The 15,998-nt window shown below is 55.5% G+C and carries 13 protein-coding genes; 6 read left to right on the forward strand and 7 right to left on the reverse strand.

Annotated elements, in window-relative coordinates:
• Positions 1-5 precede the first annotated feature (5 nt).
• Positions 6-914 carry a transcriptional regulator FeaR gene (gene feaR, locus OWK27_RS01395; protein WP_148419557.1) on the forward strand — a complete coding sequence of 303 codons (909 nt, stop codon included), beginning with the start codon at positions 6-8 and terminating at the stop codon, positions 912-914.
• On the opposite strand, the gene OWK27_RS01400 is transcribed toward feaR, so the two are convergent.
• From OWK27_RS01400 to OWK27_RS01410, 3 genes are read right to left on the reverse strand one after another with little or no spacing between them, the layout of a single operon-like run.
• Positions 915-1,232 carry a YdbL family protein gene (locus OWK27_RS01400; protein ID WP_176610420.1) on the reverse strand — a complete coding sequence of 106 codons (318 nt, stop codon included), beginning with the start codon at positions 1,230-1,232 and terminating at the stop codon, positions 915-917. It lies immediately after the preceding gene.
• Between the two features lie 7 nt (positions 1,233-1,239).
• Complete coding sequence (locus OWK27_RS01405) at positions 1,240-1,431, reverse strand: YnbE family lipoprotein (protein WP_148419429.1); 192 nt, start codon at positions 1,429-1,431, stop codon at positions 1,240-1,242.
• On the reverse strand, positions 1,428-4,067 hold the full coding sequence (locus OWK27_RS01410) for a YdbH family protein (protein WP_267589643.1): 2,640 nt from the start codon (positions 4,065-4,067) through the stop codon (positions 1,428-1,430). Before OWK27_RS01410 ends, OWK27_RS01405 begins: the two co-directional genes overlap by 4 nt.
• A gap of 210 nt (positions 4,068-4,277) precedes the next feature.
• Between OWK27_RS01410 and OWK27_RS01415 the strand changes: the two genes are divergently transcribed.
• Both OWK27_RS01415 and OWK27_RS01420 read left to right on the forward strand, forming a co-directional pair.
• Positions 4,278-5,267, forward strand: a complete 990-nt coding sequence (locus tag OWK27_RS01415) for a 2-hydroxyacid dehydrogenase (protein WP_267589644.1) — start codon at positions 4,278-4,280, stop codon at positions 5,265-5,267.
• A gap of 273 nt (positions 5,268-5,540) precedes the next feature.
• Complete coding sequence (locus tag OWK27_RS01420; RefSeq protein ID WP_267589645.1) at positions 5,541-6,377, forward strand: alpha/beta fold hydrolase; 837 nt, start codon at positions 5,541-5,543, stop codon at positions 6,375-6,377.
• 126 nt (positions 6,378-6,503) lie between these two features.
• On the opposite strand, the gene OWK27_RS01425 is transcribed toward OWK27_RS01420, so the two are convergent.
• The gene (locus OWK27_RS01425; protein WP_176610425.1) at positions 6,504-6,782 is read right to left on the reverse strand and encodes a DUF1471 domain-containing protein; all 279 of its coding nucleotides are present in this window, start codon (positions 6,780-6,782) and stop codon (positions 6,504-6,506) included.
• 233 nt (positions 6,783-7,015) lie between these two features.
• On the opposite strand from OWK27_RS01425, the gene OWK27_RS01430 reads away from it, so the two are divergent.
• Positions 7,016-7,609 carry a DUF4142 domain-containing protein gene (locus tag OWK27_RS01430; RefSeq protein WP_267589646.1) on the forward strand — a complete coding sequence of 198 codons (594 nt, stop codon included), beginning with the start codon at positions 7,016-7,018 and terminating at the stop codon, positions 7,607-7,609.
• Between the two features lie 93 nt (positions 7,610-7,702).
• Here the strand turns inward: OWK27_RS01430 and OWK27_RS01435 are convergent, their stop codons facing one another.
• The gene (locus tag OWK27_RS01435; protein WP_267589647.1) at positions 7,703-9,799 is read right to left on the reverse strand and encodes a pyrroloquinoline quinone-dependent dehydrogenase; all 2,097 of its coding nucleotides are present in this window, start codon (positions 9,797-9,799) and stop codon (positions 7,703-7,705) included.
• A 10-nt stretch (positions 9,800-9,809) separates the two neighbouring features.
• The gene (locus OWK27_RS01440; RefSeq protein WP_267589648.1) at positions 9,810-10,175 is read right to left on the reverse strand and encodes a hypothetical protein; all 366 of its coding nucleotides are present in this window, start codon (positions 10,173-10,175) and stop codon (positions 9,810-9,812) included.
• A 372-nt stretch (positions 10,176-10,547) separates the two neighbouring features.
• On the opposite strand from OWK27_RS01440, the gene OWK27_RS01445 reads away from it, so the two are divergent.
• Entirely contained in the window at positions 10,548-11,513 is a 966-nt protein-coding gene (locus tag OWK27_RS01445; protein ID WP_267589649.1) for a magnesium and cobalt transport protein CorA, read from the forward strand.
• Between the two features lie 321 nt (positions 11,514-11,834).
• Complete coding sequence (locus OWK27_RS01450; protein ID WP_267589650.1) at positions 11,835-15,143, forward strand: autotransporter outer membrane beta-barrel domain-containing protein; 3,309 nt, start codon at positions 11,835-11,837, stop codon at positions 15,141-15,143.
• A gap of 86 nt (positions 15,144-15,229) precedes the next feature.
• Here OWK27_RS01450 and OWK27_RS01455 read toward each other — a convergent pair whose 3' ends face one another.
• Positions 15,230-15,991 carry an OBAP family protein gene (locus OWK27_RS01455; protein WP_193356122.1) on the reverse strand — a complete coding sequence of 254 codons (762 nt, stop codon included), beginning with the start codon at positions 15,989-15,991 and terminating at the stop codon, positions 15,230-15,232.
• Positions 15,992-15,998 lie beyond the last annotated feature (7 nt).

Below are 15,998 nucleotides of genomic sequence, written 5' to 3' on the forward strand. Positions count from 1 at the left end.
AATCAATGGCATGTGCAGGTGAACAGGACAATTTTCAGCAGTGGCTGGCGCAGATTAACCAGGTTTGCGGGCGCTTTGCTGCGCGTCCGCTAGGGGGCGCGTTTCTCGGCGAGCTGGAAACCAGCTACACCCAAAGCCTGAAGCTAAGCACCGTAACCGCCGCTGGCGTTAACCTGTTTCGCACCCGTCAGGAGATCAAAAACGGCAACGACGCCTGGTTCTATACCGTGTTTCAGCTGGAAGGTAGCGCGGAGATTGAGCAGGACGACCGCCGCTCGGTGCTAAAAACCGGGGATATCACGCTGATTGATGCCTCCCGCCCGTGCTCCATTTACTGGCAGGAGCGATCCCGCCAGATTTCGCTGCTGCTGCCGCGGCAGATCGTTGAGCAATACGCGCGCTTTCAGGAAGTGAGCTGCGCGCTTACCCTTTCCCGCAGTCTACCTACCGTTCAGCTTAGCTATCGCCTGTTGCAGGAGAGCATGGGCAATGCCGATCTGAGCGCCAGAGAGAGTGAAGCGGCCCTTGAGGCAATGGTGTGCCTGCTGCGCCCGGCGTTCCAGCAGCGTGACGAGGTGCTGCCGCGCAAGGAGCGCCAGTTCCGCAACGTTCTGTCACTGATTGACGACCATATTCAGTCAGAGGCGTTAAGACCGGAATGGATAGCCTCTGAGAGCGGCATGTCAGTACGCAGCCTGTACCGCATGTTCGCCGAGAAGGGGCTGGTGGTGGCGCAGTATATCAAGAACCGTCGCCTCGATTTATGCGCTCAGGCGCTGCGCGGCATTAGCGATGACGAAAAGCTGGCGGGAATTGGCTACAGCTGGGGCTTTACCGACCATAGCCATTTTTCCACCGCGTTTAAGCAGCGTTTTGGGGTCTCGCCCGGCGAGTACCGGAAGCGTTTTCGCTAGCTACTTTTTCAGCCACCTGCCGTTTATCCCCTTCACGTACTCCCCCGGCTGCGCGCGGGCCACCAGCTTTTGCCCCGCCATTTTTGCCACGTCGTCCACGGGCAGATTATTGCTGTCGGCCAGTTTTTGATAGCTTTCCGTGCGCGCGGCGTTGATACGGTTCACCAGCGCCAGCGTTTCCGCGTCATGCTGGACGGGGGCAAGGTAGCCGCTCAGGGTTTCCCCCACGCGCCCCTGGGCGCGCGCGTCGTTGAGCGTGAGCGTGGCGGCGTGAACGTTCATCCCCAGCGCCAGTAACAGCAGTGCTAATCGTTTCATGGCATCCTCAGAACAGATCGCTGCGGGATTTCAGCAGGGCTTCAACGTCTTTATCCACCTTGATATGGATTTCGTGCTCGATTTTCACGTTCATGTTGATGGTGATCGGCTCTTTGGGCGCCGCCACTTCAATGCGCGGCGTACAGCCTGACAGCAGCGCGGCCACGGCCACGGCGAGCACACCAGCCCTCATTTTCATTGTTGTTCCTCACTTTCCTTGCCTGTCGAACCGCGGAGAAGTGGTATCGCCGCATGTTGCTCAAACCATGTTTGCAAATTGTCTCCAAAGCGCAGACTGCGCCAGAGGGTAAAAATGTTCTCTTCATGGGTATAGTTCAGGTTCACGAAGCCGCTTTTGCCGTCGACGCGGCTGGTGCCCTTAATGGACGCCTGCATGGTTAATACGCCCAGATTATCCACATTGAGTTTTGTCCACGACTGCGAAATTTCCATATAGCGGAGCCAGTTAATTGCCGCCCCGGCAGCCATGTTGTCTTTCACAATGGCGTCTGCCGTATCCTGGTCGATACGCAGCGTCATCGGCCCCGGGTTGGTCAGCCAGCCATCTTTAATGATCCATTTCTCATTGTCCAGCCAGAACGGCAGCGCACCGCTCACCGGGCCGGACATGGAAAACTGCTTAGGATCTACCGCGCTAATCAGTTCGCTGGAGGAAATATTATCCACGCGCAGGAGTGCCGGATCGTGCTGCGGCATTCTCAGCTGCTGCATGGTGATTTTTCCGCCCAGCACCTCAACCTTAACGTTGGTGAGCAGGAGCGGGTTCGCTTCGGTCCAGGGATAATCGCCCTGGAGATCCGCGGTGATATTTCGGGCCGTCACCAGGTTTTTCACCTCGCCGATGCGTAACGTTACCGGCCCGCGCGTGCCCAGCGACCAGGTGCCCTGGCTCAAGCGGAACGGCAGTACAAAATCGACGCCGTTTATCTCGTTATCCGGCATCCACGCGCTGCCTGCTTTCAGCACCCCGTGCCCCCCCGCCTCAAAGCCCTGCCCGGCTGCCGCCGAGAAAGCGACCTGGGCATACATCTCACCGTCGCGCAGCGTCATTTTCCAGTCCGGTGGGATCAGCGGCTGAAACACGGTGAGAGACTGCTTTGGCCACCAGGCCTGACCGCGAAGGCGTTCGCCGTCCCAGCGGCCATTAACCCGTACCGGGCCGATTTTTTCCGCATGGAGGTCACCCTTAAACTGGAATACCGTCGGGTCTGTCCCCTCAACGCTGAAGGTCAGGACGGACGGCGGCAGCACGCTTCCGCCAGAGAAGGTGGTTTGTCCGGCATTAAGCACGAGCGCGCCGCTGAAGGTGGGTTTATCCGGGTCCCGCGACCAGCGCACCGGCTTATCCAGCGCCAGGCGCGGTTTGCTGACAAGCATCGTGCCGTACTGGAGTTTGTCGAAACCGGTAGAGAGGTCCGTCAGCTCTATCAGGCTGTCGCGCCATTCCCCGGTGCCCCGCACATCCCAGCGCGCGTTCATTGGCGTGAAGTTCCCTTTACCCCAGTAGCGCCACTGCCACAGGCCGTTATCGGGTAAAAAGTCGTTCGCCTGGCCGTCCAGATGCAGCTCAAAATTGCCCATCTCGTTCTCATGCGCCCGCAGAATGGCCTGCAAGCGGCCGTCCACGCCCTTCTGCGTAAGCTTCACTCCCGCCAGCGGCCAGCGGATCTCATCGATATCGAGCGCGTCGATGAGGCGACCGCGCGAGCGCAGCAGCGCGCCGGGAGCAAAAGTAAGCTGAGGATCGTAGAGGCTGCCGGTCAGCTTTGCCGGGAGTCTGGCATACAGGATCAGATCGTTTTGCTTGGCTTCACCGCTCAGGTATAGCGGCATTTCGCTGTTTTCCATACTGAGCGAGCCGGGGCCGATATTCAGCACCGCGTTGCCCTTACCCGCATCCCCCTGCGTCAGGACGTTGAGACGCCCCGTGAACGTGGCTTTTTCCAGCCCCTGCTGCCAGTTATCTACCCTGAGGCCGACGCGACCGCTCATCGGCATACCGGAGGCCGACCAGCTCCAGCGGCCGTCGCTGACGTTTAACCGCTGGGCGGTAATCTGCCACGGTAAATCGAGCAGCGGATCGGGATTGCCACGCGCCATGACCAGCAGCTGGCCCTGATTGCCCTCCCAGTCAAGATCGGCATCGACCAGCGAGGATAACTGTGGCACGTTGAAGGTGGCGACCGTATGCCCTTTTACCGGCACGCCGTCCGGTACCAGCGGCATCGTAAATTCGCCGACCAGCTTCACGGGCTGCGGCTGGTTCGGCAGCTGCACATCGAACTGGGTTATTGAAAGCGTCTGGCCGCGCAGCTGCCCCCTGATGCTCACCTGCTCTCCTTTATAGGTGATTTCCTGGCGGGCCGGGGTCAGTGAAGCGTGCAGCTTCCCCTCCCACTGCTGCCAGGGGGAAAGCGTAAAGCGGTGAACGGTAAGCCAGGTGTTGGGCAGTATGGCCTGCCACTGGGCCAGCGTTTTCGGCGCCACCGTAGAGGGCGCGGATTGCGGTAATTTGCTCAGGCAGACGGCGTTGAGATCGAGCGCGCCAATATCCAGATCCCAGCGGCCCGGATGGGACAGCGTGAGGTTTTCGACGCGGGCAATTTCACACTCATCTACCAGATAGCGGAGATCGGGAACGATCAGGGCGTGGCGCGTGAGCCGCGGGCTTTCTTCAAACGCGATGCGCGTTCCAACCGGTAGCCAGATCCCGGCGAGCGTGGGCACCCACTGGGCGAGCGTCATCAGCAGCGTCAGCGGCACAATAAAGAGCAGCAGTAATAGCGCGATTGCGGCTTTGTATTTACCCTTCATGGGCAGTTAATATCCTGATTTAGCGAAATAAATAAGCCGTTCCTGCCGCTCATTGTCGCATGTTTAGCCAGTCAGTTGAAGGTAATGCCATTTTTAAGAGTAGATGCTCTACAATAATTCATAGAACTTATTGATTTCAATGAAATTTGAAAAATTGTAAGATAATTTTAATCATGCTAACGTGGTTGCAAAATCACTGGAGAACGTCTTATGAAACTCGCGGTATATAGCACAAAGCAGTACGACAAAAAGTATCTGCAACATGTTAACGAGACGTACGGTTTCGATCTTGAATTTTTCGACTTTCTGCTGACGGAAAAGACGGCAAAAACGGCCCACGGCTGCGAAGGCGTTTGTATCTTCGTGAACGATGACGGCAGCCGACCGGTGCTGGAGGAGTTGAAAAAACAGGGCGTAAAATACGTTGCCCTGCGCTGCGCGGGCTTTAACAACGTCGATCTTGATGCCGCCAAAGAGCTGGGCCTGAAGGTGGTTCGCGTCCCGGCCTACTCTCCGGAAGCGGTTGCCGAGCATGCCGTCGGCATGATGATGTCGCTCAACCGTCGTATTCACCGTGCCTATCAGCGCACCCGTGATGCCAACTTCTCTCTGGAAGGGCTGACCGGCTTTACCATGTACGGTAAAACCGCGGGCGTGATCGGTACCGGCAAAATCGGCGTGGCCGCCCTTCGCATTCTGAAAGGTTTCGGCATGCGCCTGCTGGCGTTCGATCCGTACCCAAGCGCGGCTGCGCTCGAGCTGGGCGTAGAGTATGTCGATCTGAAAACGCTTTTCTCCCAGTCTGACGTCATCTCCCTGCACTGCCCGCTGACGCCGGAAAACTACCATCTGCTTAACCAGTCGGCATTCGAACAGATGAAAGACGGCGTGATGATTATCAACACCAGCCGCGGCGGGCTGATTGATTCTCAGGCCGCTATTGAAGCGCTGAAAACGCAGAAAATTGGCGCGCTGGGGATGGACGTGTATGAGAACGAACGCGATCTGTTCTTTGAGGATAAATCTAACGACGTGATCCAGGACGACGTGTTCCGTCGCCTGTCGGCCTGCCACAACGTGCTGTTTACCGGTCATCAGGCGTTCCTGACCGCCGAAGCGCTGATCGGCATCTCGGAAACCACGCTGGGGAATTTGCAGCAGCTTGATAAGGGCGAAGCGTGCCCTAACGCGATCGTTTAAGCCAGTCTGGCCGGGTGGCGGTTACCTCTGCCCGGCCGATAATAAGCCCATCGGAAAAATAACAGTGCCCCGGCTGGCAGAGGGGATATTTCGTTTAAAAATAAATAACGACCGTGTAAAACAAATCTACAACTGTTTTCAGGAAGCCGTTCTACACTTTAAGCGGATATATCGGTAATAAGATTAATATAAGACAATTTTATTACGTCCTTAAATGCCGGGCTATTTACGTAGCCTTCACACATTGTTGCTATTAGCAGAGGAGTCTGAAATATGGCATTCGTAACAACGAAAGATGGTGTCAGTATTTATTACAAAGACTGGGGCCCGATGGATGCGCAGCCCATCGTTTTCCATCACGGCTGGCCACTGAGCGCCGATGACTGGGATAACCAGATGCTCTTTTTCCTTGCAGAAGGCTTCCGCGTCATCGCCATCGACCGTCGCGGTCATGGTCGTTCCGATCAGGTGAGTGAAGGCCACGATATGGATCATTATGCTGCCGACGCATCGGCGGTGGTCGAAAGCCTGGATTTGCGTAATGCCGTGCACGTCGGCCACTCCACCGGCGGGGGCCAGGTCGCCAGATACGTTGCGAAGTACGGCCAGCCTCAGGGCCGCGTGGCAAAAGCGGTCCTGGTCAGCGCCGTTCCACCGCTGATGGTAAAAACGGACGCTAACCCCGGCGGAACGCCCATTGAGGTGTTCGACGGCTTCCGACAGGCGCTGGCAGCCAACCGCGCCCAGTTTTACCTCGACGTCGCCAGCGGTCCTTTCTATGGCTTTAACCGGGACGGGGCAGACGTTTCGCAGGGCACGATACAGAACTGGTGGCGTCAGGGAATGATCGGTAGCGCCAAAGCCCACTATGAGGGCATTAAGGCGTTTTCAGAGACCGACCAGACGGACGATCTCAAAGCCATTACGGTGCCTGTCCTGGTGTTGCAGGGCGATGACGACCAGGTCGTGCCGTATAAAAATGCCGCCCTTCTGCAGGACAAGCTGCTCGCAAACAGCGAGCTTAAAATTTATCCGGGCTTCCCGCACGGGATGCATACCACGCATGCCGATACCATAAACGCCGATATCCTGGCATTTATTCGCTCATAAAGACGATGATTATTCATAAAGAAACCGGGCGGCACGCCCGGTTCTCTTTTGCACCAGGGGCATTTTTTTTGGCTGTACATAAGCAAAAAACCCGCCGGGAGCGGGTTTTTGTAGTAGCCATGAAGATTATTTGAACACTTCAGCTACGGCCTGGAAATTAGGGCCATGCTCACGAGCGGCAATGATGACGTAGTATTTCCCGCCCTTCTCGTCTGCCAGTTTTGAGAGTTTTTCATGAAGATCGGAAGGTGAAGAAATTTGTCCACCTGAAGCCCCTACGGTTACATTACCCAGATATTCCAGCTTGAAGTGGTGCGCTTCATCCTTGGAAATCATATCTGCCGCAGATGCGCCAAAGCTTGCTACCGTTAAAGCCAGTACAGTCCCTAATAGTGCCTTTTTCATATCATTCCTCCTGTGGATGTATCTTCCTGTTTAACATTAGCACTAAATATGTAAACGAGCCGGGTCATTTTCACAAAGGGATTACGCGATGCTTCATTTCCTGGCTTTTATTCCTCACCACGCGGGCTCAGCAGTTTCATCTACTATACTGACCGATGCAGTTGTCATTTATCCGCGCGGTTACGCGTAAAGTAACGAAAACTCACCTGTACCATGACCATCAGGAGAACAATATGCACACGAGTAAAACCCTGAAAAGGGTGCTAGCCGTATCAGTAGCTGCAGCGATGTTCAGCACCGTTGGCGTACAAGCCCAGACGACGAACGCCGCGCAAACCAGCGCTGCGGGCCAGGCTCAATCGGGCGCTAAGCTAAGCTCCGGCGACGAAAACGCGTTGAAGGACATGGCGCAGGCCAACATTAACGAAGTGGCCGCCGCCAAACTTGCCCTGAGCAAGGCCCAGAGCAGCGAAGTGAAAACATTCGCTCAGAAGATGGTCGACGATCACGGTGCCGCCCTCACCAAAGTCCAGGGCGTTGCCCGGCAAAAGGGGGTAGAACTGCCGACCGAGCCGGACGTTGCGCATAAGGACCTGACCCGTAAGCTGGAAAACCAGAGCGGCGACGCCTTTGACAAGATGTATATGGAATATGCCGGCGTGAAAGACCACCAGATGGTGCTGTCGAAGCTACAAAAGGATGCCAGCAAGATCGACGATCCGGACGTGAAGGCTCTGGCTAACGAGCACACCCCGGTCGTTGAGCAGCATCTGAAGTCCGCCGAGCAAATGTCGGTGCCGTCCGGCGCGTCAGCGGACAAAAAGTAAGTGCCGCAGCAGCATGGCGCGCCCCGAGCGCGCTGACCCAAAAAAAGTGGGGCCCGCAGGCCCCACGCGCATTTCTACCCTCCCGGGTGAACGTTATTCAGGCAGCGCGTAGACCACCACCTGGTCGCCCACCTGATCCTTCAGGATAGTGTTCCCGCCCGCCACAAACGCCACGTACTGACGGCCTTTATATTCATAGACCGACGGGTTCGCGACCGCCGGGGCTTCAACCTGATCGGACCACAGCTCTTCTCCGCTTTCAACCGAGTAGGCACGCACTTTGGCATCCATCGAGGCGCCGATAAAGATCACCCCGCCCGCCGTCACGGCCGGACCACCGATAGTGGGTGAACCCCAGCCTTCCGGCATAAAGAAGCCATACTGCTGGGATACGCCAACCGGACGACGCCATTTCACATCGCCCGTGTGCATGTCCAGCGCCACGATTTCGCCAAACGGTGGCTGCCAGCACGGCATGCCCAGCCAGTTATCGGCCACCAGCAGGCGCATACCGTACGGGGCTCCTTCCTGCGGCGCAAAGCCGCTTTCGTTGCCGGCGGTTTTATCCGCCTTATCGTAATCCTCGCGGCTGTAGAGCTTCACGTACTGGACGATATGCGAGGTGTTGACGATGGCGATCTGCTTTTGCGGATCGAACGCAACCCCGCCCCACTGCACGCCGCCGGCGCTATCGGGATAGGTTAACGCGCCCTCGCCTTTGGTGGTGGGCGGCGTATACATTCCCTCATAGGTCAGGTTGTCCCACAGGCGGGAGCACTGGCCGGCACCGACGATATCCGCCAGCTTCCATATTTTCGGCTTTTTCGACTGGTCGAGCAGCGGCGCGGGCTTGGTTGGGAACGGCTGCGTGGGCGAGAGAACTTCGCCCTGCACCGAACCGTCACCCTGCGGAACCGGACGTTCTTCGATAGGCCATACGTCCTCCCCCGTCAGGCGGTTAACCACAAACAGGAAGCCCTGCTTGGTGGCCTGCACCAGCGCCGGGATCTTTTTGCCGTCTACGGTGATATCCATCAGCGTCGGCGCGGAGTTGATATCGTAATCCCAGACGTCGTGGTGCACCCACTGGCGGGACCAGACCACCTTACCCGTGTTGATGTCCAGCGCGGTGGTCGAGGTGCCGAGGGGAATCGCGTCGACGCGGTTGCCGCCCCAGTAGTTGGGCGACGGCGATGAGACAGGCAGATAGACGAGGCCATTGGCCTCATCCGCGGACATGTGCGTCCAGACGTTGGCGGTACCGGTACGCTTGCGGATCGCTTCCGGGATCGCGTCAAAGGTCCATTCGCGCTCGCCGGTCCGGGCATTGATGGAGAATACGGTGCCCGGAGGCGCTTCGGCATAGGCCCAGTCTTTACCGGCCCAGCCCACCAGCAGATGGTCGCCGACCACGGTTGGCGGCTGCAGGATAGAGAGCGGATACCTGGCGTTAATGGTGTTCCACTGGTTCACGTCCAGCACGCCGTTGTCCGCAAAGCCGCTGCACGGTTTGCCTGAATCGGCGTCCAGCGCGAAGAGCTTGCCGTCAACGGTGCCCATATAGACGATCTTCTGGCATGCCTGGCCGTTCACCGGATTTTTTGCCTGCCAGTAGGACACGCCGCGGTTCTTCAGCACCGGCTGGGTCAGCGCCTTGCGCGAAGATTTGGTGTCATAGTGCCACTTCTCTTTGCCCGTGCCCGGATCCAGCGCAATCAGACGATCGAACGGGGTGCCGATGTAGAGGGTGTCGTTGGCGAAAATGGGCGTGGCGGACCAGACGGTGGCGGGCGTATCGCCTTTCCCATCCGAGACGTCGCCGGTATGGAACTCCCAGATTTTCGTTAATTTGCCGACGTTTTCCGCTGTGATTTGGGTTAGCGGGCTGTATTTTTGCGCGTTAAGCTGCCCATGGAAGCTGTCCCAGGTGGCTGTGGAAGGCACCAGCGGCGTTGCCGGCTGGCTGGTCGAAGCGACTTTTTGCCCGCTACCGTTGCCGGTTGAGGCATCGTCTGTGGTTTTTGTCGTCCCTGGCGCCTGCCGATCGGCCGCATCAATATCAAGCGAATCCTGGGTGCCCTGAGAGGCCTCAGCGGCCTTATCCTGGGCCTGTAGCGCGAACGGGGCGACCAGCAGCGCCAGCGCCGTCATGCCGACCTTCAGGAAGGGATAATACTTATCGTTATGCACGGGCGGCTCCTCAGGCTTTGACGCGTTGATGGTTACGGGCTGACGTGCTGCTCAGCATAATCAGACCGATCAGGCCGACCACCATGGCCGCCGTGATGATGTACTGGTGCAGCAGCGCGGCGGCAAAACCCACGCCCGCCAGCAGCACCAGGGTGATAATAATCAGGAAAATGCGCGATCCGCGACCGGAAGCCGCGCGTAGCATAAAGGCCAGTATCGCCAGCACTACGCTGGCGATGGCTACGCCCAGTGCGCCAATGGTGCCGGTGACGCCGGTAAGCGGCGTCCACCAGGCGTACAGCGCCACCGCGAAGCCGGTTAACGCGGCCAGCAGCAGCAAAATGCTGCCGACGCGCGAGGATTGAGAATGATACATACCAGGAAGCCCCCTATAAAAATGCAAAATAAACCACCGTTAAGGCGTTTTCGTGGATATATGCCGCTGCCGTTCGCGCAGACACTCGCTAAAAAAACAACGCGGCGTGAGAAACGGCGGCATATTTCACTAAACGTAACAGAGTATAGAAGAGGATTTTTTTAAGGGGCGTTTATCCGGCGAGCGCCCTGCTCCACGCTGCGTTCAAAAGGCGGCGTGTTCCGAGAAAAACGCACGGGCGAAATTTAATGTCTGCTTTGAACGAGGAGCAAACAACGCAATTCCTCATGTAAAAACCTACCGGCTTAAAAATTTGGAAATTTAACGGAAATGGTTAAGCTTCTTATAAACATGCTTAAGGATAGCCAGAAAATGATTGTTAACTGTATGGTCTACCGTTCAGGCCAGCCCGCTGAAACCGTAGATATTGAAGATATCAGCGAAGTTATCCAGGATCCCGATGCGTTTATATGGCTGGGGCTTTGGCAGCCTGAACCGGCGTTTATGTACAAGGTACAGGAGGAGTTCGGTCTGCACGATCTGGCAGTAGAGGATGCGCTTAACGCACATCAGCGGCCTAAGATAGAGCGTTATGGCAGCTCGGCATTTATCGTTGTGAAGACCGTAAGTGGTCAGGGCGACAATATTGAGTTTGGCGAAACGCATTTGTTCGTGGGCCGAAACTTCCTTATTACGGTGCGCCATGGGGCTTCAGAGAGCTACGCTCCTATACGCGCCCGCGCTGCCGAGGCCCCGGACATGCTTTCGCATGGTCCGGCTTATCCCCTTTACTGTATTCTGGACTTCATTGTCGACAGCTATGCAGAGCTGACCGCGCGCCTCAATACAAAAATTGGCGATATTGAAGCGACGCTTTTTCACAGTGAATTTGACCGTGAAGCCATTCAGGACGTGTATTCCCTCCGCCGTAATCTGCTCGGGCTTCGCAATGCCGCTCAGCCCGTAGAAGAAATCTGTACAGAGCTTATCCGCATTCATGAAGAACTCATCCCAAAACCCCTCAGGGCCTATTTCAGAGATATTCAGGATCACGCTCGCCATGTCGTAACGGACGTAAATGACATGCGTGAGCTGCTTAGCAGCGCGATGCACGTCAACCTGGCCCTGGTTTCAGTGCAGCAAAACGAAGTTGTGAAGAAACTGGCCGGCTGGGGGGCGATACTCGTGATCCCGACGGTAGTCTTCAGCATGTATGGTATGAACTTCGAACATATGCCGGAACTGAAGACGCTCTTTGGCTATCCGGCTACGATCGCCGTCACGCTGGGGGCCTGTGTATTACTGTGGCTTCGGCTCAAACGCTCTCGCTGGCTTTGATTGATAAGCGGTCTGATAGTTTTTGGTGTCGTGAAGTACAGTAACGCCTCACGCTTACGTCGATTATGCCACGACACCATATTCTCTCCTTTATTTCCCCTGCATATGTCGGTACATCCCTGTTCATTGAGAACCGGGATCGCCCGCGCCACCGCTTATAAAATACTGCAAAACGAGACTATTACAGGGCAAGGTCATTCGTTATTACAAATTATCAAGCCACATCGATAATTATTATATTTGTTTATGCTTTATTGAGCTCGGGTGTGAATTCATATTGACGGACATAGGCACTAATTTTTTTACACAAGGATGGTTAATATGAAAAGGGTTTTTATGACGGCTGCATTAACTGGTTTATTTGTCAGTAATAATCCATATGCAGGAGAAAGCTATCTGGTCTATAACCCACACAATATTGCGGTATTTGAAGTCCGTTTCTTTAACGTTGGCGACGGCCCCTTTATGCCGGACTGGCCGAGCGCGTCTGAGTCAACCTGGGATCTTGGCCAGCAACAAAAAGAAAAAATACTCGATGCCATGCGTTACTGGGCTGAGGTTATTACCCCCAGCCCAGGGCAACTGCCCGCCATTATCAATGTGGGGACGTTTAACGACGAGAATGCCGCAGGTTCCAGCGAATCAGTGACCGACGGCATCATAAGCCTGACGCAGCTGCAGGGCGCATTGAACGGCATTGATACCGGAGAGCTGACCTTTGGCTCCCACGCCCAGTTCATCATGGGCAAACTGGATTTTGATAACGTTCCCTATGTGCCCGCGCAGTTGCCGCGCACTGGAAAGGCCGATCTGGTCAGCGTCGCTATTCATGAGCTGGCCCATGGCCTGGGAATATCCAATATGGTTACCGAGCTGCAGGGAAGTGGCACATTCACGCCCGCTTTCGATACCGTGCCTTTTGGCTCCTGGACCAGCCATCTGCGCGACGATCGTGGCAATCCTGCCCGACCAGGGCAGGTAATATTGTGTAATGGATGCAATAACACATGGGATCCGCAAGGCTTTGATGTACGGCTCGATAAAGGCTATTTCACCGGCAGGCACGTGGATGAAGTCCTTGCAGGCGCCATGCCTGGCGTGCCGGTGAAAATGTTAGCAGACGACGGTTCGGTCGATGATAACTACATGAGCCATATCGAGCTGAAAAACAGCATGATGAGCCATCAGAACTACCGCAATTACACAACGTTTATGGAAGCGGAACTGGCGTTGCTGCAGGATATGGGATATCAGATTGACCGACGTAACTTTTTCGGTTTTTCGCTGTATGGCAACGGGCAAACTCTCGTTAACCGCAACGGCTATTTTCAGCGTAATCAGCAGGCGGATGGCTATCTGGCTGGTCAATACAATACCGCTAGTCTGGGGGTTGGCCTGCATGTGTATGGCAGTAATAACCATATCTTTCAACAAGCGGACCTGTTGACGTCAGGGGCTGGCGGCGCGGGCATCCGTATAGACGGGCAAAATAACATCCTGAGCATCGAACCCGGAGTTCGGGTATACGCCGATGGCGTTAATGGCCGCGGGGTGATGTTTGCCTACGGTAAACAGCACAGCCTTATTCAGCGTGGCGACGTTCAGGCACTGGGCGCCAGTGGCGTCGGTATCAGTTTTGATTTTGGCAATAATCTCCTGGGTAACGAAGTGGACTACCGTGGATCCTGGCTTCATATCGTGGACGGATATTACGATGCGTTATTACCCGAGCTGCAGGGAGCGCTGGTAGATAATGCCGACATCAGCGGACGGGTTGCCGGTAAAGGCGCGGCGATTTATATATCACCGAACGCGCTGGTCGGTAATATAAATATATTAACGGGTGCCCGGCTGGAGGGTGATATTTATTCGGACTACGCCCAGCGGGATGACTATGGCCAACAGCGGTTAACGCTGCTTACCTTCGGTAAGAAGGCCAATGCGTACGGGCAAGCGACGGAAGCTGCCGATGCTGATTTCAGCTTTACGTACCGCGGAAATATTGAAGGTATCAATAATTTGGCACTGGACGCGCACGGAGGGAAAACCTCGCTTAACGGCGATTTTCAGATTTACAGCATGACTATTGCGCCAGGTGCCAGCCTGTCCGGCAACGCCAGCTACACGCTTAATGAGGAAGGCCGCTTTGTAAATAACGGGATCCTTGCGCCGGGTAATTCCCTTGGGCAAATCAATATATCCGGCGCTTATCAACAGGGGGATACCGGGCAGTTGTTGCTGGAAGTCGACGGGCGCGGCAGGCATGATACTCTGCGAGTGGACGGTCACGCACAGTTTGACGGTCAGCTGACGTTTGCGCCGCAGCCGGACTGGTACGCAACAAACTGGCGTCTGAGTACGCAAGATTTACTAAAAACGGACTCTTCCGGCGGCAATTTCAGTGCGGTGAACAGCGTGCTCCGCTCACCCACGCTAACGCTGCAAACAACGCCTCAGGGAAAGAATGGCTGGCAGCTCTCAATGCTGCGCGCTTCAAACGCATACAGCCGGTATGCGCAGGACGCAAATGCGCGGCAGGTAGGACAAGCGCTGGATAAAATTGTGGCAGAAGCTAAGTCGGATATACAACCGCTGTACCGTACCCTGGATTTCTCAGCCACTGATGGCAGGAGTATCAGCAATGCCTTGCCGCAACTTTCTGCGGGCGCCTACAGCGCCATGTTCGCAAGTTCCCTTCACCGTGAACAGCAGATAGCGCGGATCGTTGGCAGGCCAAATCCTGTGGTTATGCCGAAGCAGCTGGCGGAAGGCGAATGGCGCAGCTTTGCCATACCCTTTGGCGGCGGCTTCTGGCAACAGCGTCAGGGTGACAGTGTAGGGTACGACGCCAGCAGTTATGGCATTGTATTCGGTGCTGAAAAACAAAACGATGAGAATCACAACTGGATTTATGGCTTTCATGGCGCGGTCAGCGGCCAGTCGGTGACGGTGAAATCACCAGAAACCGCGACCGGGAAAACCACTGCTTTCGATCTCGGTATTCATGCTCGTTACGGCGCTGAAAGAGCCGAAGGAATGTATTTATTCGGCACTGGCCGATTGGGTATTGAAGACAGCTGGCTGGACAGAAACATTAGTGTCGAAACTTACGGAGCAAGCCACCATGCCACCTGGACCGGATTGTCAGGCTCTGTGTCGGCCGGCGGTGGCTATCGATGGGCGCTGAATAATAACGTGAACGCCGGACCGGTAACGTCACTGAATTACACCACATTACATCGTCCCGGCGTGAAGGAAAGCGGCAATGACGGCAGCCGACTGATGCTGGGTTCGCAGACCTTTGATTCTCTGAGATCAAGTATCGGGGTGAATGGTAACTGGAATGCACCGCTCGCTTCAGGGGCATCGGTAGCAGCTGAGCTGCAGCTCACCTGGGATCATGAACTCCTTGATGGCAACGTAGTGCAACAAGCCTCTTTCGCCAGCTATCGAAGCACAGGGTTTAGTTCCAGGAATCAGGTGGCTGGCCGTGACGCTCTGGGTGTTAAGGCAGGTATGAGCTATAAAATCAACGCTGATGTCGAACTGGGCATCGGGGTTGAAAGCGAAATGTTTCGTTCTGGCTATGACTCGATCGCAGGTAATCTTTCAGCCACCTGGCGTTTCTGATGTCTGAGGACGAGAAAATAACAGGGCTGGTAATTTAACTCACCGTATCCCCGGCGTTGCCGGGGTATTCCTGAAGATTTTTGATATCAGAAATGGCTTGTGTCTCCCTGGCCATGCTCACCAGAACCTTTAACCCGCTTAAGCTGGATCTCTTCACCACGTTGCCAGGCATCAGCGCCCTTAGCAACCGGGTGCGCCACAATATCCTTACGTTCTTCTTTGATGGCTTGCGTGCTCACGTCAAAGCGTCGATCTCTGTCAGCCAGGAGTTTAGGGTCTAACTGCCCTTCCCCGGTAAAGCCCATCATCAGTGCCGGAATGCCGAGCGGCAGCTTTTTATCGCGGTCGGTGTGCCAGGTATGCCAGGTCTTGCCGTAGGTATTCACAATTTTGCTCATCAATGCTTTGTCAGCCACTGCAGGTAAACCTGGCGCAATCAGGCTGCCGGATTTCACTTCATATTGATGGCTGTGCCACAATTTTTTTTCTTCCGGCGGCAGTGTGTTAAACAAACGCTCACTAATGATGTACTCAACGCCCATTAAACGGGCATCTTTGGTGTTTCCGTCGTAGATCACCGCCTGCATCACGTCTTCATTCAGGACGGTTACATAATGATGGGCTTCCATCTGGCCATTTTTATCCCCGCTATAAAAATGGAAACCGTCAAGGTAGGCGCTAATTGCATCAATGGGCGGACGGGACTGGATAAGCTGAGCACCGGCTTCAAGCGTGCTCGTCCCGACGGAGGTTTTTGCACCCGGAACAGGCGTATTTGAAGGGGTATTGTTCGCGCCGCAACCCACCAAAGTCAGGCTCGACAATAATAAAAGCGATAATGGTTTCATTGACCCT

Origin of the sequence: Enterobacter cloacae complex sp. 2022EL-00788, from assembly GCF_026627565.1 — a bacterium.
Taxonomy (GTDB): Bacteria; Pseudomonadota; Gammaproteobacteria; order Enterobacterales; family Enterobacteriaceae; genus Enterobacter; species Enterobacter pasteurii.

Bases quoted from the DNA above. Each gene is read 5' to 3' on its own strand.
- feaR (WP_148419557.1), top strand. From the start codon at position 6: ATGGCATGTGCAGGTGAACAGGACAATTTTCAGCAGTGGCTGGCGCAG.
- OWK27_RS01400 (WP_176610420.1), bottom strand. From the start codon at position 1,232: ATGAAACGATTAGCACTGCTGTTACTGGCGCTGGGGATGAACGTTCAC.
- OWK27_RS01405 (WP_148419429.1), bottom strand. From the start codon at position 1,431: ATGAAAATGAGGGCTGGTGTGCTCGCCGTGGCCGTGGCCGCGCTGCTG.
- OWK27_RS01410 (WP_267589643.1), bottom strand. From the start codon at position 4,067: ATGAAGGGTAAATACAAAGCCGCAATCGCGCTATTACTGCTGCTCTTT.
- OWK27_RS01415 (WP_267589644.1), top strand. From the start codon at position 4,278: ATGAAACTCGCGGTATATAGCACAAAGCAGTACGACAAAAAGTATCTG.
- OWK27_RS01420 (WP_267589645.1), top strand. From the start codon at position 5,541: ATGGCATTCGTAACAACGAAAGATGGTGTCAGTATTTATTACAAAGAC.
- OWK27_RS01425 (WP_176610425.1), bottom strand. From the start codon at position 6,782: ATGAAAAAGGCACTATTAGGGACTGTACTGGCTTTAACGGTAGCAAGC.
- OWK27_RS01430 (WP_267589646.1), top strand. From the start codon at position 7,016: ATGCACACGAGTAAAACCCTGAAAAGGGTGCTAGCCGTATCAGTAGCT.
- OWK27_RS01440 (WP_267589648.1), bottom strand. From the start codon at position 10,175: ATGTATCATTCTCAATCCTCGCGCGTCGGCAGCATTTTGCTGCTGCTG.
- OWK27_RS01445 (WP_267589649.1), top strand. From the start codon at position 10,548: ATGATTGTTAACTGTATGGTCTACCGTTCAGGCCAGCCCGCTGAAACC.
- OWK27_RS01450 (WP_267589650.1), top strand. From the start codon at position 11,835: ATGAAAAGGGTTTTTATGACGGCTGCATTAACTGGTTTATTTGTCAGT.
- OWK27_RS01455 (WP_193356122.1), bottom strand. From the start codon at position 15,991: ATGAAACCATTATCGCTTTTATTATTGTCGAGCCTGACTTTGGTGGGT.